A 21,664-nucleotide genomic window follows, 5' to 3' on the forward strand; every position below is an offset into this window, starting at 1 on the left:
GGATATCTTAAGATACCTAATTTTTACGTAAAAAAAGCTGCTCTTATATAGAGCAGCTTTTTTATGCGTTACCATTTATGTGGGCGATATTTATATATACATCATTCGATAATACGTTATTGCTTAACGATTGGGTACCGTCAGACGCTGACCACGTTGCAACATAGTATCAGCGGCGATATTATTCATCTCAGCCAATTCTTGGGTTGATACACCATATTTACGAGCTAAACCAATCAAGCTATCGCCTGAGCCAACCGTGTAGCTCACCGTCGCTTTTGGCACTTTTAGGGTTTGTCCACGCTGTAGCTGGGCATTCGTCGCCAAGTCATTGGTCGCTGCCAAATCCTCTACAGAGATACCAAACTGACGAGCTAAGGCAATCAAGCCATCGCCAGATTTGACTTTGTAATTTTCAGTATTTCCTAGCTTTTTACCGCTGCTACTACTCTGACTGCTACTGCTTTGATTACTGTTGCTTTGACTACTATTAGAAGCCGAAGAGCTTGTAGAAGCCGAAGAGCTTGCCACGCTACCGCCCGCAGGAATAGTAATAGTACGACCTAATATCAAGTTAGACGTCGTGCTCAGGTTATTTGCTGAAGCTAAATCGCTCAAGCCGATATTATAGCGTTTGGCGACACCTGTTAGCGTATCACCAGATTTTACTTTATAGCTGACGGCTTTATCATTCAGTTGGCGATCAACTAACTCTTTTGAAACCGGTACTTTAATCGTTTGCCCACGTTGCAGGCGCGCTCTTGCATCAAAGTTACTGTTTACAGCAGCGATCTCTGCTGCACTAACACCCAAGCTATTTGCAATACCGATCAAGGTATCACCTGATTTTACTTTATAACTAGTGGTCGCTACTGATCTTGTATTACTAGCACTACTAGAGCTTGTGGTGCTTGCTGCATCGAAATTAACACTAGCAGGTACTTTTAGTGTTTGACCCACATAAAGTGAGCTTGTGCTATTGATACCGTTCAGGCTAGCTAACGTGTCTGTCGATACGTTAAATTGACGCGCTAATACAATCAGACCGTCACCCGGTTTTACTTTATAGTTCTTAGTCGCAGTGCTTGATTTACTTGGTCTGGTAGATGGTGCCGCAGGTGTTGTGGCGGGCGCTTTTACCTTACCAGGTACTAGCCAGAGCTTTTGTCCTCTGAGCAGATCAGCACGGCTACTGAGGTTATTGTAGCTGGCAAGCTGTGTGACCGATAAACCAAAACGGTTGGCCGTACCAATAAGCGTGTCGCCACCTTGTACAACATAGCTTTCAGGCTGATTGGCGGCTGGGTTACTGGCAGCGCTTAGCGGCTCGATAGTTTTGGCATTGTATAGATACAACGTGCTGCCAGATAGTAAGTTGGCACTAGCATCTATTTGGTTCCACTCTGCGATATCACGCCAATTTACCCCTGCACGGCTTGCGATATTCGATAGCGTATCGCCACGTTTGACCGTATAAGTGGTACGCGTGCCTTGTGGTTTTGGTTTACTAACTGACGTTTTAGCAAAGCTCAGCTTTTTCTCTTCACCGCTTGCTTCTAAGATAGACTGCTGCGTCTGTACGGCTGATAGGTTGATATTACCATCCGCGTTAATAACGTTGGTCTCAGAGGTATTGCTACGGATTTGGTGGGCAATGAAGTCGCGCTCTTCTTTGCTAAGCGGTGGCTCTTGGACAATCGTATTATTCTGAGTAATCTGAGCTGAGGTAGTCGGTAGACTGTTGCTGCTCTTGAGCTCAGCATTGATCTTTTTGGTTTCTGCATTGGTTATTGGCGGCTCAGTACGTACTGAGGCATTACCACTATAGACAGAGCTGCTAGTCGTTTGAGCGGACGGTGAGATATAGCTCGTTGTTTGCTGAGGTACGCTTGCGCTGGCAGCATAATCAGCCAATGCGCTACTGCTGGAGGGCAATGACGATGAAGTATATGGCTTGCTATTGTAGCTTGGTGTCGTTGTAGTTGGGGTGCTTGTATTGCTAAAAGCCAATACATTGCTTGTGCCATTACCACGCAATAGACTCAGTTTGGCATCAGCGTTCAAGCTAACATCGTTAGGAATGATAACGCGCTGTGGACCAGAGGAATCCACACGACCTGAAGTCAATGCCGTGTTGAGTCGCTCTAACTCATCATAACTCACGCCTGTAAGCTGTGATACTTCAGACAAGCTCACACCATAGTTGACCGGCACACTACGGAAATGCTGACGGTTAGCGATAGCTGGTAGATATACGCCATACTGTTCAGGCTTGGCCACGATTTCGGCTACTGCCAAAAAGCGCGGCACATAATTCATGGTTTCAGTTGGTAGTTGTAGTGACCAGTAGTCTGTTGGTAGTCCACGTGCGGCATTGGCATCAATCGCTTTTTGGATACGACCAGGTCCTGCGTTGTAGGCGGCTAGCGCCAGCTCCCAGCTACCAAACTGATTGTGTAGCGCGGTCAAAAAGTCGTAAGCGGCGCGCGTTGATTCGATAACGTCACGGCGACCATCATAGGTGCTGCTCTGATTCAGACCATAGATACGACCTGTACTTGGGATAAACTGCCATAGGCCTGCCGCTGCTGCACTACTGGTACCACTTGGATCGTACGAGCTTTCGATAACTGGTAACAACGCCAGCTCTGTTGGAATGTTACGGCGCTCAGCCTCTCGTACCGTATGGTAAATGTAGCGACTGGCACGCGCCGTCAAACGGTTTAGATAGTCTTGTCTGCTGGTAAACCAACTCTTTTGCCCTTCGATACGCTGATTATAAATCGGCTTACCACCGTTCATACGGTAGCCGGCACGCAAACGATTCCATAGATCACCATACTGCTGAATAGCAAGCTGGTTGCCCTCTACCATCGTCATGTCAGTGGCTTCTAATAGATCTGCCAATTCATCCAAGCTCTCTGCATCCAAAAACGCAGTTGAGTAATCTGCACTGCTCGTAGTCGCCCCTTGATTAGCAGGACGCTTGGTAATGATAGCTGAGCTGTTGGTTGCACCTTTATTTTTTACTGTTGAGGTGTTGCTACACGCACTGATGAGTAAAGTTGATACCGCAAGCGTCAATGGTAACGCAACAAACGAGCGAGATTTTGATAGCACAGTAGACATGATATTGGAAGTTTCCTAACGACAGAAAGTGATAAGACAAAGTTGAGAGATAGTATAGTATGCAACGTAAAGTAAAGACCAGCCTAATATAAAAGACACTAATAATCATTTTTATTAGTATCTAATAGATTGTATTGACCAGTATCTAGTTAATAGCTACTTGTGATACTGCACGTAATAATACAGCGTTACCAGTAGATACCGTCAGCGTTACACGAGATGTCGTAACAAATGATGTTTGCTGACCGTCTTTCGTCCAGCTCTCATTTGTCGTTACATTGGCTTTTGCCTGATCTCCTGTAATAACAATGTTATCTACAGAGATATCGTAGCGATAATTGGACGTATCATTCCAGCTGTTTTGCAGTAGCTTTAGATACGCATCTTTGTCTAGGCTAGTCGATTTTCCCTTTCTAGATAAAGAGATCAATGCATCATCCGATACCAGACGAGCGACCTGATTAATGCTCTTGCTATTTGCGGATGACTTCATCGCTGCTGCGTAGTTTTGCACTAACGCTTCGGTCATCGTAGCGGCTTGCGCATTGATACTAATGGTGCTGGCGACTGCTAATATCGCAGTGACGCTGGCGCCCTTTACCAATAAAGCCAAAAGCCTACTTCCCAATAATTTTTTCATGATAATCCTTAGCGATATTTTTTCGTTTGCGCCGTAGTGACGATCAACGCTCTTTTATCATTTGTGTTGTTGATGTACTTATATAGTAAGTATACTCATATCATATGCCGAGCCTATCATTGAATTCTCACAGGCATGTGACACCCTGTGTAATTATTGCGAATATAAAAGCACAGGATGCTCACAAAAGCCGTTCTTTGAATCGAAGGTTATTATATCCTCTGATTTCAACAACTTTAGTCGTGATAATAGCAATAGCACTCAATCGATAACGCTAAAATTTGTTTTCGCTATTGCTATCTTCATACTGCTCATCATCACTGAGTTTCATACCCAAACGCTCTACGCGTCTGTCCATCATTTGTCGAGCCAATGCCTGCATATCTTCCACGCGATCTATTTCATCGACAATCTCAAGACCTAACAATGTCTCAAAGACATCTTCTAATGTGACCAACCCTTTGACTTCACCATATTCGCCAACGGTAATTGCGATATGAATACGATTTTTTAGCATAAGCTCCAACAGATCAAACAGTTTCATTTTAGAGAATACAAACGTGATGTCTCTTTTGAACTGCGTCAAAGGCTTGTGCGTGGCATGGTTGACTTTTGCCAATAGCATGTCAGTTTTTAAAACAAAACCAGTAATGTTATCTAGATCACCATCATAAATGGGCAATCGAGAAAACGTGAGCTTTGGACGATCAACCAATAACTCAGCCACTGTTTTGTTTTCTTCAAATGCGAGCATCACTGAGCGCGGCGTCATGATGTCTTCAACTTTGATCGCGCCGAATGCTAGTAGATTGCGAATGATGCGCGACTCTAGTGGATCGATTTGACCCGATTCTTCACCGATGCTAGCAAGGGCTGCAAACTCACGACGGCTGAACGTTTGCGGTTCTTTACCGCGTACTAATAACTTCGTCAAACGCTCTGATACCCAAATAAGTGGGTATAAAATCATAATGATACCGCGGACAAAGTACGCCACCATACCACTTAGCTGACGCCAATAGACAGTGCCTAGTGTTTTTGGAATAATCTCAGACAGGAACAAAATAGCCAGTGTCATAATGGCTGAGAACAATCCAAACCATGCGCTACCAAATACAATGGTGGCTTGGGCACCCGCTCCGATAGAACCCAACGTGTGAGCAACGGTATTCAAGGTCAAGATAGCTGCCAGTGATTGATCGATATTGTCGACCTTTAGGCTCTTTAGCATATCCGCTTTTTTGGGATTGGTTTCTTGTACATCTGCAATAAACGATGGCGTCATGCTCAGCAAAACAGACTCAGCCAACGAGCAGGCAAAAGAGACACCAATAGCGAGGACAACAAAAAATATCAATAGTCCCACGTTTAGGGCAGTTGGTGCGGCTGCCACGGCGGTTGGCGATGCAGCGCCCGCCGCCCACACAGAATGCGGCAACATCAGCGCCAACGCACAAAGCACGGCAAAGAAGGTATAACCAAATCGAGAACTAGTCGTCATTCTCGGGGGAGGCTCTGCAGATGCGTCTTCACGATGAGCACGCGGACGACATAAACGAGGTACAAACATAAAAGTGGTGAACAAGTTGGGTAACCTAAAAAGAGAAAAAGGAAGATGATATAACGAGCCAATCATATACATTATCGAGGTGATATCAGATATCTACTGATCAATAGTCATAACGGCTCAATGCTGATTTAGACACCGTCTCAAAGCTAAAATAGTGCTTCGATAAATAGCATACTAAATGCAGGCAGTCATTGCCATTTGATAGTAGCATTGATGATATCTTTTCACAATAAGTCACTATTTTTAAGTTTTTATTTTTTGATGACTTTTATTGTTTGGTATTGCCTCAATATTATTTGGCTCAATGGCATATGATATTGATCATTTTGGCATCATATATTTGATATAGCAAAAATATTATCCTGCTATCCGGTGGCTTATTCTCTGCCATTACATCAACAAAAACACGCTCAGCCTATGATTAACAGTTACCAAGTCTGGGATTTTTTGTTACTATGCGTCTAATTTTATTATTATCTATGAACCACTGAGAGACATTATGAGCTTATTTATTCAAGCTGCCCATGCTGCACCAGAAGCCGCTGGTGCTGGATCGCTATTCGGTCAGATTTTACTTCCTGTTGCTTTTTTTGCCATTTTTTACTTTTTGGTCATTCGCCCGCAGTCTAAGCGTACCAAAGAGCACCGTGCCATGGTGAATGCATTGACGGTTGGCAATGAAATCATCTTTGCTGGTGGTTTGATGGGTCGTATCAAAGCGATAGAAGGCGATTATGCAGTTGTGAGCTTAAATAACAACACGGATGTCAAAGTGCAACGTGCTTCTGTTATTTCAGTATTGCCTGCTGGCACAATCGAAAGCGTTTAATCGAAAACGTTTAATTATTACTGAGCTTTATCGGTAGTAATTTAATGGTCGTATCACCACTGGGTGCAATGACCAAATAATGACCGTATATCATTTACGGTCATTTTTCGCTATTAAGGTAGTCGCTATTAAGGTAGTAAGGTACGGCTGTTATATAAGCTAGCCTAGCCTGTAGATATATTGACTTTGCCTGTTTCACCAATGATATTCTTGGTGACTCGATAAAGATACGTCTGTATTATTTGCTTTACTGTTTTATGTTTTACTATCACCGCGGATGATCGCAATGGAGCCTGATGAATAATGGAGCCTGCTAAATATAGCAGTCAGCCATTGCTGTCGCTAACTTCCCATCTGCTAACTTGTGGCTCACGTCGCCAGTCGTTTATCAACTTAAAGAAGTGATTATGCAATATCCCGCTTGGAAATACTTACTTATTGCCGTCGTGCTCATCATTGCCGGTCTATATGCTGCTCCTAACTTATACCCTGACGAACCTGCCGTGCAGATTACGAGCGCAGCAGCAGGGACTCAACTGTCTGAAGGTATCTTGACCCAGTCTCAAAGCTTACTCGAAGAGGCAGGTCTAGAGAATCATAATGGTACGTTTGAGGGCAACAGTGCACTGGTACGTCTCAACAACCCAGTCGATCAGCTAAAAGCGCAAGAAGTACTACGTCAAAACTTGGGTGAGGACTATGTGGTCGCTCTCAACTTAGCACAAACGACCCCGCAGTGGCTGCGTGATATCGGTGCCAGACCGATGAAACTTGGCCTTGATTTACGCGGTGGTGTACGTTTTGTACTAGAAGTCGATATGGACAAGGCGCTTGAACAGCGCTTGAACAGCGCCAGTCGTGATATGCGACGCGAGTTACGTGCTGAGCGAGTGGCGATTAAAGGTATAAAAACCGAAGACCGCGGCGTTGTACTACATTTTGCTGATACAGATACCCGTAATCGTGCGCAAAACATTTTGCAAGGCTCGATGAGCAATACCTTCAACTTGCAATCTTCAATTGATAACCAAGGTCCTGCATTGGTATTGTCATATAACGACGCAACGCTTGACGAAATCAATAGTTACGCGGTCAATCAAAACTTAACAACGCTACGTAACCGTATTGCCGAGCTGGGTGTGACTGAAGCATTGGTACAATCTCAAGGCTCTAGCCGTATCGTGGTCGAGCTGCCAGGCGTACAAGACACTGCTGAAGCAAAACGTGTCCTTGGACGTACTGCCAACCTTGAGTTCCGTATGGTGGCAGAAGACGCTGATACCTACACAGGCGGTATTCCTCCAGCAGGTACTGAAGCATTCCCATTTGAGACACTCGATGGTCCACCAGTGTTGCTAGATCGCCAAGCGATCGTCACGGGCGATAAAGTGACCAATGCACAGACAGGCGTCGACGAAAACGGCTCGCCAGAAGTGAGCATCACGCTAGACAGTGCTGGTGGTAAGCTCATGCAAAACGCCACTCGCACCGCTGTCGGCAAGCAGATGGCTGTATTGTTCATTGAAAACAAGCAAAGAATCACTTACGAAGAAGATCCAGCGACTGGTGAGACAACTGAAGTACGTACGCCTTATGCTGAAACCAAGGTCATTAACCGTGCCAATATTCAAGCAGTACTGGGTTCATCATTCCGTATTACTGGTCTTGATAGCACAGCTGAGGCCGCTGAGCTTGCGCTACTACTGCGCTCAGGTGCACTTGCCGCACCAATGTACTTTGTAGAAGAACGCACCATTGGCCCATCGCTGGGTCAAGAGAACATTGATAAAGGCTTATTCTCTACGCAGGTCGGCTATTTATTAGTCTTCGTATTTATGATTATTTTCTATCGCCTGTTCGGTGTGATTGCCAACGTGGCCTTGGCGGTGAACGTTATTATCATTATTGCCATTATGTCAATCTTGGGTTCGTCACTGACGCTGCCTGGTATTGCTGGTATCGTCTTGACCATTGGTATGGCGGTTGATGCCAACGTACTGATTTTTGAGCGGATACGAGAAGAGATTGCCAATGGGGTACGGCCAAAATCTGCTATTGTGGCGGGCTTTGATCGGGCATTTAGTAGTATTTTTGATGCCAACATCACAACCTTATTGGTCGCGTTTATCCTATTTGCGATTGGTACGGGTCCGATTAAAGGCTTTGCGGTTACGCTAGCTATTGGTATTGTCAGCTCACTGTTTACCGCTATTTTGGTGACGCGTGCACTGGTACAAATTGCTTATGGTAAGCGTAAATCCATCAAAAGTCTGAGCATCGGTTAGGAGAACATTATGGCGATCAAAAATAACAACCCTTTAGAACAGCAGAATAATCCTGATCGAAATGGCTCGAACGGTGATGCGACTACTGCAAGTACCCGCCGCCGCAAAAAACCACGCCGTGATGGCAAAGGTAGCAATACCAAAACCAATAACCCAACTACCACCAAATCTGGCAAAAGTAGTGGCCGCCGTGGTGGTAAAGGCCAAGCTGGTATAGACAATCAAGCCCTCTCTACTGCTGTTGATCCTAACCTAGCAGCAAGTGACGCGGCTGATGATGCCGCAGCCATGGCTGAGGGCGGTATCAAAGCCGTTGGTAATCAGCGCATCATTCCCTTTATGAAGATAGAAAAGCCAATGGCGCTGCTATCTTTGTTTATGGTGATCGGTAGTATCATTGCGATCGCGGTAAATGGTCTAAATCTAGGTCTTGATTTTACGGGCGGTGTCTCAGCAGACGTGCGTTATGAGCAGCCTGTTGAGCAAGTTGCTGTTGTACAAGCACTGGCAGACAATGGTTTTGATGATGCTGTCGTTCAATATCTCGGTACACGTGAAGAGCTACTGGTACGACTACCGCCCCAGTCTGATAATGTGGATGGGCTGAATACTGACCTAACTCAAGCATTAGCATTGCCTAACAATACCGCTACTATCAGTAACGTCAATATCATTGGTAGCCAAGTGGGTAATGAGGTTTATCTAAACTCCGTTATGGCATTGGTGTTGGCATTGGTTTGTATGCTGGGCTATGTAGCGCTACGATTCCAGTTCAAATTGTCGCTTGGTGCTGTGCTGTCACTATTTCATGATGCAGTGGTGACCATTGGTGTATTTGCGCTATTTGGCTTCCCTTTTGACTTAACGGTATTAGCTGCTGTATTAGCGTTGATTGGTTATTCATTGAACGATACGATTGTGGTTTATGACCGTATCCGCGAAAACTTCCGCCGTGTCCGTGGTATTACCCCAGAGCAGACGATTGACTTGTCTTTGACCGAAACCCTACGCCGTACCATCATGACCATCTCAACAGTCCTATTGGTCGTATTGGCCATGTTGTTCCTAGGCGGTGAAGGGCTATACTGGTTCTCAGTCGCGCTATTTATTGGTCTACTTGCAGGTACTTACTCATCGACCTATATTGCAAGCTCGATTCCATTACGCATGGGTCTATCACGCGATGATTTTATCGTAAAAGTGAAGCCAGAGTTTGAAGAAGAGATTGTCACCTTCAATGATCCAAAAATGTTTGAGCAAGACAACGTCTAGTAAGGTATATTAGAGGACATAGTACACTTATGTAGCGTACGGTTAGCCTTTGTATTATCGCTGATGAAATAGTAATAATGTTTCGACAAGAGCACCTGACTTATGAATAATGAGTCTAGGTGCTTTTGTCTTTATAGCAATTTTGCCTCACTTATCAAATGCGTTGCACTGCTGCTTTGCCAAAACCAAATAATATATTGCCCTCTTTATCGCCTCAGTATAAACGAGCCACCAATGCCAGCCAATACCTCAGCATCCAACGTCATGCCGCCTATCGATACCAGCTATAAGCGTATCATTGCCATTGCCCTACCTGTCCTATTGGCCAATCTCGCCATGCCATTGCAAAGTGTGATCGACACAGCGATTGTCGGTAATATGAATGAGACGGCCAAACTGGCTGGCATGGGTTTGGCAATACAGCTGTTGTCCTTGTTGCTCGTTAGCTTTAACTTTTTACAATACGCCTCCTCTGGTTTATCCGCGCAAGCTTTAGGACAACTGGCCAATCATACTGATAACAATGGGCGCACTGCGACAACAGCGTCACCGTTACTGTCTATTTTACAGCGCGCGTTGTTATTAGCCTTCTTAATCGGCGCAGTTTTGCTACTGGCCAAACCGTGGCTGATCGATGTTGGGTTACAAGTGTTATCAGCCAATCCTGAAAGTGGTCGCGCTGCAAAAATCTATTTGGATGTGCGATTTTGGGGAGTGATCGCTGAGCTGATGAACTTTGCCTTTATAGGTTGGTTTGCAGGGCAAGGCAAGACACGATATATGCTGTATCAGCAGGGATTTATTGCTCTGATCAATATCGTGCTGACTTTATTTTTTGTGTTCATTATGAATATGGGCTTGGTTGGTGTGGCATTGGGTACGACCATTGCGTTTTGGTTAGGTGTGTTACTAGCGTTATCACTAAGCCGCCATCATTTAAAGGTATCATGGACAGCTTTACTCAGAGCAGATAAGCAGCATTTTACAAAAAATAAAATGCTTAGGCTATTTTCTTTAAATAAAGATATTTTTGTCCGTACTCTTATTTTAACGCTCAGTTTTGCTTGGATTACTCGGCTATCGGCTCAAAGTGGCGATGTGATATTGGCCGCCAATGCCATTTTACTACAGGTATTGAGCATCTCAGCTTTTGCACTTGATGGCGTTGCTGTCTCTGCTGAGACGTTAAGTGGGCAAGCTGCTGGTCGGCGTGACTGGCCACGTTTTTTGATGATCATAAAACGCACGGGCATTGTCAGTTATAGCCTAGCAATCCTGCTGAGCGCTATCTGGTGGCTTGCAATGCCAAGTTATCTAGATTTTATGACCAATATTGAATCGGTGTTTGCCCTCGCCTATGAGTACCACCTATATGCCGTATTGTTACCCCTCGTGGGTGTTGGAGCCTACTGGTTAGATGGTATATTTTTTGGTTTGACAGCAGGCAATGTGATTCGTAATGCTGCCCTGATACTAGCTGCTATTTTCTTTCCGTTGAGCTGGCTGCTTTATCAGCAATGGGATATGACCGGTATTTGGCTGAGTGTATGGTGCTTACTGCTATTGAGGCTAATTATCTTAGGCGGATTTTTGTACCGTGCTCATCAATCAGGTAGTTATGAGAGGCTACAGCCAGAGGCTTAAACACTTTTTATTGTACAGCCAATGATCACGCAGTCATTTATCATACAGCCATCACATACCGTTTTGACGCAATACAGTGTTTATTTTTAAGTGTAAAACAATCCGTTTATAAAAACAGTGTAAGAAAATTTAGGATGCCATGTGACCACTCATTCAAACGAACTCAGTCATCAACAAGAACGCACTCACGATTGGGCTGAGGGCTTCAAAAAAAGCTTGCCCGTTGCCATGGGATATCTGCCTGCTGGTATTGCCTTTGGTGTACTGGCACAAGTTGCTGGTATTCCTGTATGGGCAACGGTTATGCTCAGCATTGTGCTCTATGCTGGAGCGGCTCAATATGCTTGTTTGCCAATGCTAAGCGCTGGCCTACCAATCGGTAATATCGCGACCAATATCGCCGCCATTAATTTACGTCACGTGTTTTATGGTATGCCACTATTGCAATATCTACCAAAACATAAACTGGCAAAAACGTATTGCTTATTTGCCCTGACTGACGAGACTTTTTCAGTCATGACCAGTTTGCCAAACGAGGCACGACAAGCACTCATACTCCCTATTAGCTTATTTAACCAAAGCTGGTGGGTGCTCGCGAGTGCCATCGGCGTGATAATTGGAAGTACGCTTAGTGACTTAATTCCACATTTGGATTTTGCCTTGGTTTGTCTGTTTGCAATTTTGGCTTATGAGCAATTCCAAAGTATTAAACGTTATTTCCCCATTGGCATCGCTGTCATTGGCTTGATTGTCGCGTCTTTATTCACTAGCGATTGGTTATTGTTGGTGGCTATCACTATCTGTATGTTGATGATTTTGGTACGTGGATTTTGGATGCAGCGTCATGAAATAGGAGAATCTTATGACCAGTAGTTATCTTATTTTTGCGACGCTTGCGATGGCGGCAGTGACGTTCATCACTCGTGCGTTACCAGCATTAATCCCTAGAAAAGTTTTAGATACGCCTTGGCTACATCGACTGAATGAGAGCTTACCGTTGTCAGTGATGGTGCTACTTATCTTAACCAGTCTGTCATATCAGAACTTGCCAGTGGATATTGCCTTGAGTGATCCTGAGCTACATCTATTGATGGCCCAGGTTTGCGCACTTATACTGGTACTTTTTATTTATCATATTAGCCGCCAGCTCTTGGTCAGCATGGTCGTTGGTATTGCCGCGATCAATGGTTTTGTCTGGATATTTACCAATTTTTTGATCTGACAGCAGCCTATCTTATACCAACATCCAATATTGATTTTACTGGTATTTTTGGCAAAAAAAAGCTGGACTCTTAATAGAATCCAGCTTTTTATTTTCAAGCAATATATTTATTGCTATCTGGCTTAAAGCTCTTCAACACCCATCATATCGACTGGGGTATCAGCCACTATCTGCACGCCTTTTTTACCAGTCTTGGCCGTATCATTACGCTGCTCTTGCAGATGGTCAAGATACGCTTCATTGATCTGGCCAGTAATGTAGCAGCCATTAAATACAGCACAATCAAACCCTTCGACTCTGCTGTGCTTGGTATCCTTGACGGCATCGATCAAATCATCTAGGTCTTGGAAGATCAGACGGTCAGCACCAATGATCTCACGTACTTCCTCGACACTATTGCCTGAAGCAATCAGCTCGGTACGCACTGGCATGTCAATGCCGTATACGTTTGGAAACTTGACTGGTGGCGCGGCACTCGCAAAAAACACTTTATTAGCACCTGCATCACGCGCCATTTGAATGATCTCATGACACGTCGTACCACGAACGATTGAATCATCAACCAATAGCACGTTTTTACCTTTAAACTCTAATGGCACCGCGCTTAGCTTTTGACGAACGGACTTTTTGCGCTGCTGTTGACCTGGCATGATAAACGTACGACCGATATAGCGGTTTTTCATAAACCCTTCACGGTACTTGACGTTCATTTTTAGCGCCAGCTCCATCGCTGAGGTACGTGACGTATCTGGAATCGGGATGACCACGTCAATGTCATGATCTTCGCCCCACTCTGCAAGGATTTTGTCAGCCAATTTTTCACCCATACGTAGGCGTGATTTATAAACTGAGATATTATCCATAATAGAATCTGGACGGGCAAAGTACACATATTCAAAGATACAAGGCGTATATTCTTTTGGCGCTACGCATTGATACGTATGTAGCTTATGGTTCAAATCAATAAAAATAGCTTCGCCTGGTTTTACATCACGAACGATAGTGAAGCCAGAACCTGTCAATGCGACTGATTCAGAGGCGACCATATATTCGGTGCCGCCGTTTTCTGCCATGCGCTTACCAAAGATAAGCGGACGAATACCGTTTGGATCGCGGAACGCTAGTAATCCATGACCAGTAATCAAGGCCACAACGCCATAAGCCCCTTCACAGCGTCTATAAACGGCTTTTACCGCTTCAAAGATGTCATCGGCTGTTGGATGCGTCTTACCTAGATTTTGCATCTCATGTGCGAGTACGTTCAGCAGCACTTCAGAATCTGAATCGGTATTGAGGTGGCGACGATCTTCGATATACAAAGACTTTGCCAAACTCTCAGCATTGGTCAAGTTGCCATTATGCGCAAGCGTGATACCATAAGGTGAGTTAACATAAAATGGCTGGGCTTCAGCGCTACTAGAAGTACCAGCAGTTGGGTAACGAACGTGACCGATACCAAACTTACCGACCAGCTTCATCATGTGACGATTCATAAATACGTCACGTACCATACCGTTTTCTTTACGTAGGTAAAGTCGACCATCTTGCAAAGTAACAATACCTGCTGCATCTTGCCCGCGATGCTGTAGCATCGTTAAACCGTCATAAAGTATCTGATTGACTGGCTCATGAGCTGCAACTCCAATGACTCCACACATATAGCTATATCCTATTTAACTCATACATTAGTACGACAATAACGGCAAAACTGCTGACAGTATGTGGCTAAAATCACGCACTGTCGTCCACCGCTAACCTGATGATTTTGCAAGAAACTTCATGATAATTTTTGATCATCTGTTTTCGATGATCAGTGACACATGTAAACGTTTAGAAGTATAAAAAGAATTAGAACAATAGAAAATTACGACTGATTGACTTGATCCCAAGCCATGCCCAACACATCTGATACCAATGCTTTCCCCATAGGTGCATAAGGTAGCAGCTCAGGGGCAAGGACTGAGGTTTGCCATTGCGGCATTTGTACTAGTAGTGGCGCAGTCACACTTAACACAACCAATACCATGAGTACATTTTTGGCAGCACCAAGCACCCCGCCCGCCATTTTATCGACTACGCCCAGACGCAGTGTCTTGAGCACACCTGAGAATACAAAAGCCACCAAGTGCATAACTGCCAATATCACAATCACCACCAGCAAAAAGGCCAGGGCCATTTGTAGTACGGGACTTTGGACAACACCAGACAACTGAGGCGATACCGATCCTGCGAGCCGAGTCGCAGCGATAAGAGCGATAAACCAGCCTACTAAGCCCACAGCTGTTTTGATCAGGCCAACTTGAAAGCCGCGCCACAAACCAATCAAGACAACAATAGCAATCACAATATCTAGAACGCTCATATCTTGCGCCTCATCAATTTATCCATGCTGCTAGCTTTCCATGGCATCATAATAGCCACCGATTGCTTGAATACAAGACTGTACTAGCCCAGGTCCTCTATATATAAGACCTGTATAGAGCTGTACCATGTCTGCACCTGCTTCGATTTTTTTGACGGCTTTGGCACCGCTATCGATACCGCCCACACCTATCAAAGCAACTTTACCATCTAGCTGATCAGAGAACTGTTGTAAAATCTGGGTACTAATGTGGCTCACCGGACGACCTGACAAGCCGCCCATTTGATCACCATCACGTAGGTCTTCGACACCCACACGGCTCAACGTCGTATTGGTTGCAATCAAACCGTCAATTTCAAAGTCTAATAATTGCTGTGAGATATAGCCAACTTGCAGTGGCTCTAGATCAGGCGCAACCTTGAGCACCAATGGCACATAAAAACCATATTCAGTCGCCAGCTGACTGTGACGGTTTTTAATTGTATCCATCAGCTGGGTCAGGGCCTCACCACTTTGCAAGTCACGTAAGTTTTTGGTGTTTGGTGATGAGATATTGACCGTAATATATGAGGCATGTGGGTACACACGCTCTAAGCAATACACATAATCGTCTGCGGCTTGCTCTACCGGCGTGTCGGCATTTTTACCAATGTTGATACCGATATTGCCTTTGTATTTGCAGCGTTTGACATTATCGATCAGATAATCAACGCCTTCATTGTTAAAGCCCATACGGTTGATGATGGCGTCTGCTTGCTTGATTCTAAACAGTCTTGGTCTATCGTTGCCCGCTTGCGGTCTTGGCGTGACCGTACCTACTTCTATAAAACCAAAACCCAGCTCAGCCAGCGCGTCAATATAGTCACCGTTTTTATCCAAGCCTGCAGCAAGACCCACTGGATTGGAGAACTGTAATCCCATGCAATCCGTAGGCTGCATCGACTGACCATATGCCAAACCTAAAACACGCGCTTTATGTGCTTTATCCAATAAAGATAGCGTCATCTCATGGGCGTGTTCGGGATCCATATTAAACAAAAAAGGACGAAGTAAGGCATAAGACATAGTGATGGCAAACCCTGCTCGAAAGAAATAGTGGATAAAGAATATGAATGAAATCAGGCGGAGCGATTATATCAGCTTAACAGAAACAAGCGCAAAGTTTCACACGGTAAATTTCCACATTTAACCCGCCGTCAGCGCATATAAGCATTTATTAAATAGCCATAATAATTCACTGTCTTTTAAGCTCAGCTGAATCAACAGCGAAAGACAACTAGTATATTATATCAAGGTACTGGGCGACCGTCAGTGAGTGCAATCCAACCACGTATAATTCGATATAAATGCCAGATAAAGGTGAATGTCACAATCAACAGACCAAAGCCAGCCAGTAACGTCGAACCAATAGCAATATTGCCACTATCAGCTAGCATACTCACACCAAAACCACCTAAAGCAAAAACTGTGATGACAATACCAATAATAAACCAAACGATACTGTACCAAAACGTTTTGATTTGCCAATCAAAATGCGTGGATAACCATGTACCATCAGCATCGTGACGCTTGGCATAATTCATCACAATCGGCACGATCCACAGCAGACCAGCGGTAAAATAGCTAATCACATATAAGAAATAAGTGATGTGATTGTAAATGGTTAAAGAACGGCGCTTATCGTTGCTCATACTGTCACTCATTGGTTTGCGTTGTCCTTGCTGGTCAGTAATCTTGTCTGCTGAAAACTATGCTCATCAGTATCGTTATGAAGAAAGTGCTTTACGCTAAATATCTATCGTTAGCAGTGGCTAATAAACATTTAATGGTGACAGATAAAAGGCTTTTCAATGACATCTAACTCAAAATGCCATTTGAAAAACGAGTTACTAATAAATTGGATTGGAACATATCATGTTCTGTTACTCATATTCTACTATTAAGACCATACCTGCCACTAAACAGTATCGAGTTATAAAGTGACAGTGGCTTGCACTTGGATAGATTTATTCGTTAGGTCTTGCTGCATGGATAACTGCGTGAACTGCCAACCTTGCTGCTCTAACTTGCCAAGAGCGGTACTTACGACAGCTTGACTGGGGTGGATAAAGCTTAACTGCACCGAATCACCAGCCGCAACGACCTGAGCATCTGTAATTCCTGTGGTATTTAGCAGCGCACTAATTCGATTGGCAGGCGGCATGTCAGCCTCTCCATTAGCGTTATTGCCAGCACTTAATGCATTACTATCGATATTACCTGCTTGCGCCCGCAACCAAAAATAATCAGCCACTTGTTCCTGATAATCATTTTCGCTCTCTTTTGCCGCTTGATGAATGCTATAACCACCATAACCGCCGATAAACACCAACAAAAATACGGATAATATAGCTAACGCTAGCTGATCGCGTGGTGGTAATGCTTGCCAGCGCGTTGATAGCATATTTTGGTAACTGCTCATACGCTCAGAGAATGCGTGCGCCTTAGTATTGGTTGCAGAGACAGCTGCACTGCGTTTGGTACGGCGCTGTAATTGTTTCATGTTTTGACCTTTTCTTACCAATACACTGATGAATTATGATGCTGCCGGAGTGTTCGCCGTATCGCTGTTTTCCACCACATCCACAGTGACCTGAGCACTAAATTGACCTTGATCATTACTACTCACTTGCGCAAGCTTGGCATTCAAACCTTGCGCTATTAGCGTGCTCGTGAATTGATCCAAACTGCCACGATCAGGTGCAATGAGCGTAAAACTGAGTGCAGATGGCTGCATCACTAGCGTCTGCGCACGCAGTGAAGATTGTTTGATTAAGGGTGATATCTTTGACAGCGCTGCCATGTGTGATGCAGGTGCCTGGCTGTCGCTAAGCAGTTTTGGCTGTAATTGTACTTGGAGCTTGGTTCGAGTGCTGAGGGGCTCATCAGTGAACCAAGATTGATATTGCGCTGCTATTTCAGTCTTGGTGGCAGCTGTTGCCTCATTATACTGGTACCACTGCACCCCATCGGTTGCCATCTGTAGCACTAAGGCCGATAACGCAACCATCATTGCTACCCGTAAATACGGTGATAACTGTGAGTCGGTTGATTTGATAAAGAAGTTCAGCGCATGACGTTCTGGGTTGTCAATGGGCGCTGGTGTCGTGGGCAAGCTCGTTAATAACAGCTGGTGATCAGCGATCAGCGCTTTAGTTTGCGCCATAGAACTGGTAGTCGCTGATGTTGCTGGGATATCATTGATACCCATACTATCCATTTCATTAGTGGCTGAATCACTGGTAGCAAGGCTATTGGCTTCAATAGAAGTCAGCAACATCACTTCGCTTAAATGCGGAAAGCGCTCAAAGATCAACGGCAAATAGCTGACAGCCATACCTTGGCGCAATGATTGGCGCAATAGCAGAGTCTGCTCGTCTTGATATAATGTCACTTGCTGACCTGCACCTTCTTCTGGCGGCAGCAGTAATAGGAAATCTGGCAGTAGTGCCACTATATTCATACCCACGAGTTGAGCACTTTGCTGCCATGCCTCAATATCGCTTTGTGCCAATGCGTACAGCTGCGTCGTATCAGTATGGCTCAACTGACGAATAACCAATTGCTCAACTGGCGTTAGGGAGGTTTCTTCAAACAAATACTGCTTACCACTATTACCCAGCTGCTTGAGCTGAGCATTATTAAGCGCTGTTTCTACTTGCAATACATGACTTGAGGGGAAATATAAACAAATTGCCTTTTGGCCATTCGATTTATGATGACCATAGATAGTTTGTAACTGTTGCCAACCATCAACCGTCTGCCATTGATGTACATCTTCGCGCCAGACAGCTAGCGGACTATGCTGCGCTCGTAACCAAACATGTAACACTAAACGTGTCCTCGATTATTGCTGCGGTTATAAAAGTACTGTGATGAAGCAGTGCTACTATTTAGAAAGGATTGAGTCATTTTATCTGCTGAGCCAGTCGCTTAATTGGCATGATTGCCTCACTCTGAATTCACCCTATCTAAGAAATGGCTAAGTCAGCCTAGTATGGTTGGTCAGGTACAAAACGATCCACTTCAGTGGCCATCCCAGTCATAACAAACTCCATTTCAAACACTCTGGCTTCTGCCAAAGAGAATGACTCAGGATAATCACCAGTCAACAAGCCTGCGATATAAGCAACGATTGACATATGACAAACAACGACCAGACATTCTGCATCAATATTCGCAATATCAATTAAAGCCTCACGGGCATCATCAGAGGGCGTGATATTATCTTGTACTGTTGAAAGTACGTTGGGCATTCGTGACTGGAATGCAGCCAGCGTCTGCTGCGCCCTATCATAAGGACTGACGATAAAACAATCTGGATGATAGTGTGTGGTCACATACTCTGCCGTCTGTGCCGCTTGCTGTTGACCAAAGTCAGTCAGCTGACGCGCACTATCCGGACGCGTCTCATCTTCGGCTTGACCATGACGTACTAATATAATTTTCATAACCTTCCTTGGTGCGCGGAGTTAGCACTGTCTCTCAATAGTACCTTTTAATAAAATATCTTACTTATCAGCATCGCTATTTTTACTTTTGGCGTCGTCTTTGGTATTGTCTTTAGCGCTGTTACTTGAGTTTTTCATATGAGCGGTAAGCGCAGCATTGCTATGATCATGCGCCATCACAAACTCAACATCACTACGGAATCCCGCTTCCATCAAATGTAGTGCCACGCCTAATGCTGCTTTATCTTCATAAATGACCGCATAGAGCGCATGGGTGATAGGCATATAGATGCCCGCTTTAGTGGCTTTTTCGTGGACTTGCTGAATCGTATTGACCCCTTCAGCAGTTTGACCCAGTTTTTTGACGGCAGCATCAATACTCATGCCGCGACCGAGCATATTACCAATACGATAGTTGCGGCTTAACTCTGAGCTACAAGTGGCATATAAATCCCCCACTCCTGACAAACCTAAAAAGGTTAGCGGATTGGCCCCCTCTTCAACACCGAAACGACTCATTTCTGCCAAGGCACGAGTAAGGATCATTGCTTTGGTATTTTCACCCACTTCATAAGCAGCTGCCATACCCATGGCGATGGCATAGATGTTTTTGAGCGCGCCGCCAAGCTCGACACCGCGTACATCGTCACTTGCAAACACCCTAAAAAAAGCACTGTGCAAAGCTGCTTGTACCGCATGACGCAATGGCTCAGACTCACTTGCAATCACCGTGGCAGACGGCATGTTTTTCATGATTTCTATGGCAAGGTTTGGCCCTGACATAACACCGAAATTCACTTCAGGCAACACTTCTTTAATAATGTCGCTCATCATGGCAAAGGTATCTTTCTCCATTCCTTTGGTCAACGATACGATAGACTGCCCACTGATCAAAGGCGCAATGTTTTTTACCGTTTCGCGAAAAGCCAATCCCGGCACGGCGATAAAGATAATATCTTTGTCTTTGACGGTAGCCGCCAAATCATGACTGTATTTCAAACGGTCATCAAGCTTGTAGCCAGGCAGATATTTTTTATTGGTTTGAGTTTTTGCCATCGCTTTTACCGTACGTTTATTACGTACCCACAGCGTAGCATCGCAGCCATTACGCGCAGCCAAGTTTGCCATTGCCGTACCAAAGCTACCACCACCTAAAAACGCCAAACGCAGCTTGGTAGGGTTGCTGTGAATATCTGCCATGTCTTTTGCGACTGCTGACTCAACTGGACTGCGCGTTGATTTTTTACGACCGATGCCTGACTTACTTGCACGCTCTAAGATACTTGCCAACATACCATTTTGTTTTTCAGACGTATTGTTGCCCGCCTCATTGTTAGCGCTGTTGTTATTTTTATTGCTATCGTTAGGACTTGTCATGTTCTTTTATCCATGTTGACTGACTTATTCTCATAGGAGCTACTGTTCCCAGATATCTCCGATACTCGGGCTCGCGGTCTTTTTGAGGTAATAATTTTACCAAGAGACAACACCGAGTCAAATTACGACTCGAAGCGTACTAACGGCTCGATATCAATAGGTTTGCGTTTGGATTCATCTTTTGGACTAGTGCCAGTATAAACAAAAGCGGTCACATAATCATCTGGACCCACATCAAAATAAGCTTTTACCGCAGGCTCATTACATAACAACCCAGTACGCCAAACTGTACTAAATCCCTGAGCTTTGAGTGCCAGTATCAAATTTTGCACAGCAGCACCTGCACTGAGCATTTGCTCAAAAGGTGGCACTTTTTTATGCTCTTGCATTTGCGTCACGACCGTTATGATAACAGGTGCTCGGAGCGGCATGGTATGGGTTTTTTTGATGGTTTTCTCAGACAGCTCTTCGCCATCTTTGAGCGCTTTTTCTTTTGCTGCGGCTACCAAAGCATTACCTAACTCGTGACGTGCCTCTCCTTGGGTCACAATAAAGCGCCATGGACGCAGTTTTTTGTGATCGGGCGCTGTCGCTGCACACCCAATAGCAGACTCGATTTGATCCCGTGTTGGCGCTGGTGTATCCAAATTGCCCATGCTGCGTCTTGAATTAATCCAACCAATCAGCTCTTCACTGCTAGCTGAGACATCATTTGTGGCTACATTTTTAACGGGCAGTTTATTGTCCTGTGGCGCTTGGTTATTTTCATCTGTTGTCGTCATTGCCTGTCCTTACTTATTATTATTTATTTCTTTTTACGAACTACTTTTAAATCTGATACTTG

At 44.6% G+C, this 21,664-nt stretch carries 18 protein-coding genes; 6 read left to right on the forward strand and 12 right to left on the reverse strand.

Features of this window, described 5'->3' with window-relative positions; translation table 11 throughout:
- Positions 1-123: 123 nt before the first annotated feature.
- The 3 genes from B3V51_RS06725 to B3V51_RS06735 form a co-directional block, all read right to left on the reverse strand.
- The gene (locus B3V51_RS06725) at positions 124-3,129 is read right to left on the reverse strand and encodes a LysM peptidoglycan-binding domain-containing protein (protein WP_212563637.1); all 3,006 of its coding nucleotides are present in this window, start codon (positions 3,127-3,129) and stop codon (positions 124-126) included.
- 145 nt (positions 3,130-3,274) lie between these two features.
- Positions 3,275-3,769 (reverse strand): nuclear transport factor 2 family protein, encoded by a 495-nt coding sequence (locus tag B3V51_RS06730; protein WP_071001391.1) that lies wholly within the window; start codon positions 3,767-3,769, stop codon positions 3,275-3,277.
- 274 nt (positions 3,770-4,043) lie between these two features.
- Positions 4,044-5,339 (reverse strand): CNNM domain-containing protein, encoded by a 1,296-nt coding sequence (locus B3V51_RS06735; RefSeq protein ID WP_083328794.1) that lies wholly within the window; start codon positions 5,337-5,339, stop codon positions 4,044-4,046.
- A 499-nt stretch (positions 5,340-5,838) separates the two neighbouring features.
- Here B3V51_RS06735 and yajC point away from each other — a divergent pair, with 499 nt between their 5' ends.
- The 6 genes from yajC (at position 5,839) to B3V51_RS06765 (ending at position 12,591) form a co-directional block, all read left to right on the forward strand.
- The gene (gene yajC, locus B3V51_RS06740) at positions 5,839-6,168 is read left to right on the forward strand and encodes a preprotein translocase subunit YajC (protein ID WP_071001390.1); all 330 of its coding nucleotides are present in this window, start codon (positions 5,839-5,841) and stop codon (positions 6,166-6,168) included.
- 407 nt (positions 6,169-6,575) lie between these two features.
- Entirely contained in the window at positions 6,576-8,453 is a 1,878-nt protein-coding gene (gene secD / locus B3V51_RS06745) for a protein translocase subunit SecD (RefSeq protein ID WP_093070946.1), read from the forward strand.
- 9 nt (positions 8,454-8,462) lie between these two features.
- Positions 8,463-9,725, forward strand: coding sequence for a protein translocase subunit SecF (secF, locus tag B3V51_RS06750; RefSeq protein ID WP_286708146.1), 1,263 nt, complete (start codon positions 8,463-8,465; stop codon positions 9,723-9,725).
- Positions 9,726-9,959: 234 nt separating this feature from the next.
- Positions 9,960-11,369 (forward strand): MATE family efflux transporter, encoded by a 1,410-nt coding sequence (locus tag B3V51_RS06755; protein ID WP_071001387.1) that lies wholly within the window; start codon positions 9,960-9,962, stop codon positions 11,367-11,369.
- A gap of 141 nt (positions 11,370-11,510) precedes the next feature.
- Complete coding sequence (locus tag B3V51_RS06760) at positions 11,511-12,242, forward strand: AzlC family ABC transporter permease (protein ID WP_286708147.1); 732 nt, start codon at positions 11,511-11,513, stop codon at positions 12,240-12,242.
- Positions 12,232-12,591 carry an AzlD domain-containing protein gene (locus B3V51_RS06765; protein ID WP_286708148.1) on the forward strand — a complete coding sequence of 120 codons (360 nt, stop codon included), beginning with the start codon at positions 12,232-12,234 and terminating at the stop codon, positions 12,589-12,591. The genes B3V51_RS06760 and B3V51_RS06765 overlap by 11 nt, the downstream gene beginning before the upstream one ends.
- A gap of 122 nt (positions 12,592-12,713) precedes the next feature.
- On the opposite strand, the gene purF is transcribed toward B3V51_RS06765, so the two are convergent.
- The 9 genes from purF to B3V51_RS06810 all read right to left on the reverse strand — a co-directional run bounded on the left by purF (position 12,714) and on the right by B3V51_RS06810 (position 21,602).
- Positions 12,714-14,249 carry an amidophosphoribosyltransferase gene (purF, locus tag B3V51_RS06770; protein ID WP_093070936.1) on the reverse strand — a complete coding sequence of 512 codons (1,536 nt, stop codon included), beginning with the start codon at positions 14,247-14,249 and terminating at the stop codon, positions 12,714-12,716.
- A gap of 206 nt (positions 14,250-14,455) precedes the next feature.
- Complete coding sequence (locus B3V51_RS06775) at positions 14,456-14,953, reverse strand: CvpA family protein (RefSeq protein WP_186474698.1); 498 nt, start codon at positions 14,951-14,953, stop codon at positions 14,456-14,458.
- A gap of 30 nt (positions 14,954-14,983) precedes the next feature.
- Complete coding sequence (locus tag B3V51_RS06780; RefSeq protein ID WP_284719283.1) at positions 14,984-16,018, reverse strand: quinone-dependent dihydroorotate dehydrogenase; 1,035 nt, start codon at positions 16,016-16,018, stop codon at positions 14,984-14,986.
- Between the two features lie 224 nt (positions 16,019-16,242).
- The gene (locus tag B3V51_RS06785; protein WP_093070974.1) at positions 16,243-16,644 is read right to left on the reverse strand and encodes a DUF4870 family protein; all 402 of its coding nucleotides are present in this window, start codon (positions 16,642-16,644) and stop codon (positions 16,243-16,245) included.
- 281 nt (positions 16,645-16,925) lie between these two features.
- The gene (gspM, locus tag B3V51_RS06790; protein ID WP_071001383.1) at positions 16,926-17,495 is read right to left on the reverse strand and encodes a type II secretion system protein GspM; all 570 of its coding nucleotides are present in this window, start codon (positions 17,493-17,495) and stop codon (positions 16,926-16,928) included.
- Between the two features lie 33 nt (positions 17,496-17,528).
- Positions 17,529-18,824 carry a type II secretion system protein GspL gene (gene gspL / locus B3V51_RS06795; protein ID WP_071001382.1) on the reverse strand — a complete coding sequence of 432 codons (1,296 nt, stop codon included), beginning with the start codon at positions 18,822-18,824 and terminating at the stop codon, positions 17,529-17,531.
- Between the two features lie 160 nt (positions 18,825-18,984).
- Positions 18,985-19,443 carry a SixA phosphatase family protein gene (locus tag B3V51_RS06800; protein WP_058024979.1) on the reverse strand — a complete coding sequence of 153 codons (459 nt, stop codon included), beginning with the start codon at positions 19,441-19,443 and terminating at the stop codon, positions 18,985-18,987.
- 60 nt (positions 19,444-19,503) lie between these two features.
- Positions 19,504-20,820, reverse strand: a complete 1,317-nt coding sequence (locus tag B3V51_RS06805; protein ID WP_071001381.1) for an NAD(P)H-dependent glycerol-3-phosphate dehydrogenase — start codon at positions 20,818-20,820, stop codon at positions 19,504-19,506.
- Positions 20,821-20,942: 122 nt separating this feature from the next.
- Positions 20,943-21,602, reverse strand: coding sequence for a nitroreductase family protein (locus B3V51_RS06810; RefSeq protein ID WP_071001380.1), 660 nt, complete (start codon positions 21,600-21,602; stop codon positions 20,943-20,945).
- Positions 21,603-21,664 lie beyond the last annotated feature (62 nt).

The sequence above is a fragment of the Psychrobacter sp. UBA2514 genome (assembly GCF_002341255.1).
Lineage (GTDB): Bacteria > Pseudomonadota > Gammaproteobacteria > Pseudomonadales > Moraxellaceae > Psychrobacter > Psychrobacter pacificensis.

Bases quoted from the DNA above. Each gene is read 5' to 3' on its own strand.
- B3V51_RS06725 (WP_212563637.1), bottom strand. From the start codon at position 3,129: ATGTCTACTGTGCTATCAAAATCTCGCTCGTTTGTTGCGTTACCATTG.
- B3V51_RS06730 (WP_071001391.1), bottom strand. From the start codon at position 3,769: ATGAAAAAATTATTGGGAAGTAGGCTTTTGGCTTTATTGGTAAAGGGC.
- B3V51_RS06735 (WP_083328794.1), bottom strand. From the start codon at position 5,339: ATGTTTGTACCTCGTTTATGTCGTCCGCGTGCTCATCGTGAAGACGCA.
- yajC (WP_071001390.1), top strand. From the start codon at position 5,839: ATGAGCTTATTTATTCAAGCTGCCCATGCTGCACCAGAAGCCGCTGGT.
- secD (WP_093070946.1), top strand. From the start codon at position 6,576: ATGCAATATCCCGCTTGGAAATACTTACTTATTGCCGTCGTGCTCATC.
- secF (WP_286708146.1), top strand. From the start codon at position 8,463: ATGGCGATCAAAAATAACAACCCTTTAGAACAGCAGAATAATCCTGAT.
- B3V51_RS06755 (WP_071001387.1), top strand. From the start codon at position 9,960: ATGCCAGCCAATACCTCAGCATCCAACGTCATGCCGCCTATCGATACC.
- B3V51_RS06765 (WP_286708148.1), top strand. From the start codon at position 12,232: ATGACCAGTAGTTATCTTATTTTTGCGACGCTTGCGATGGCGGCAGTG.
- purF (WP_093070936.1), bottom strand. From the start codon at position 14,249: ATGTGTGGAGTCATTGGAGTTGCAGCTCATGAGCCAGTCAATCAGATA.
- B3V51_RS06775 (WP_186474698.1), bottom strand. From the start codon at position 14,953: ATGAGCGTTCTAGATATTGTGATTGCTATTGTTGTCTTGATTGGTTTG.
- B3V51_RS06780 (WP_284719283.1), bottom strand. From the start codon at position 16,018: ATGTCTTATGCCTTACTTCGTCCTTTTTTGTTTAATATGGATCCCGAA.
- B3V51_RS06785 (WP_093070974.1), bottom strand. From the start codon at position 16,644: ATGAGCAACGATAAGCGCCGTTCTTTAACCATTTACAATCACATCACT.
- gspM (WP_071001383.1), bottom strand. From the start codon at position 17,495: ATGAAACAATTACAGCGCCGTACCAAACGCAGTGCAGCTGTCTCTGCA.
- B3V51_RS06800 (WP_058024979.1), bottom strand. From the start codon at position 19,443: ATGAAAATTATATTAGTACGTCATGGTCAAGCCGAAGATGAGACGCGT.
- B3V51_RS06805 (WP_071001381.1), bottom strand. From the start codon at position 20,820: ATGACAAGTCCTAACGATAGCAATAAAAATAACAACAGCGCTAACAAT.
- B3V51_RS06810 (WP_071001380.1), bottom strand. From the start codon at position 21,602: ATGACGACAACAGATGAAAATAACCAAGCGCCACAGGACAATAAACTG.